General features: G+C 53.6%; 1 protein-coding gene. It reads right to left on the bottom strand.

All coding sequences use genetic code 11. From position 1 onward, the window contains the following. Window positions 1–748, bottom strand: a 748-nt coding sequence (locus tag GQR56_RS21275) for an Ig-like domain-containing protein (RefSeq protein WP_206018257.1), incomplete at its 3' end; no start/stop codon positions are given. Between the last annotated feature and the right edge of the window lie 25 nt (window positions 749–773).

Raw genomic sequence — 773 nt, forward strand, 5'->3', positions numbered from 1 at the left:
TAATGCCATTGACGTCGGTAATGAGGATACTCACCACACTGCCTACTGGCTCGGTTGAAGTACCGCTGATCACTGCCGTGCCGTCATTTCCAAGGGATAATTCATTTACGGCGATCACCGGTGCCACGGTGTCGATAATGCCACTGCTGTTAGCGGTGCTGGTGTTGCCTGCGGCATCGGTGATGCTCGCTTGCACACTGTAACTGCCATCAGGCAATGTTGGGCTGGTTGTCTGAAATACTCCGTTGTTATCCACCACCGCTGACAGTGGATACGTAATGCCATTGACGTCGGTAATGAGGATGCTCACCACACTGCCCACAGGCTCGGTTGAAGTACCGCTGATCACTGCCGTGCCGTCATTTCCAAGAGATAATTCATTTACGGCGATCACCGGCGCGACGGTGTCGATAATGCCACTGCTGTTAGCGGTGCTGGTGTTGCCTGCGGCATCGGTAATGCTCGCTTGCACACTGTAACTGCCATCAGGCAATGTTGGGCTGGTTGTCTGAAATACTCCGGTGTTATCCACCACGGCTGACAATGGATACGTAATGCCATTGACGTCGGTAATGAGGATACTCACCACACTGCCTACTGGCTCGGTTGAAGTACCGCTGATCACTGCCGTGCCGTCATTTCCAAGGTCGAGTTCATTTACGGCGATCACCGGTGCCACGGTGTCGATAATGCCACTGCTGTTAGCGGTGCTGGTGTTGCCTGCGGCATCGGTGATACTCGCTTGCACACTGTAACTGCCATCAGGCAATGTT

It is taken from the genome of Pseudoalteromonas sp. Z9A5 (assembly GCF_011378875.1).
Taxonomy (GTDB): domain Bacteria; phylum Pseudomonadota; class Gammaproteobacteria; order Enterobacterales; family Alteromonadaceae; genus Pseudoalteromonas.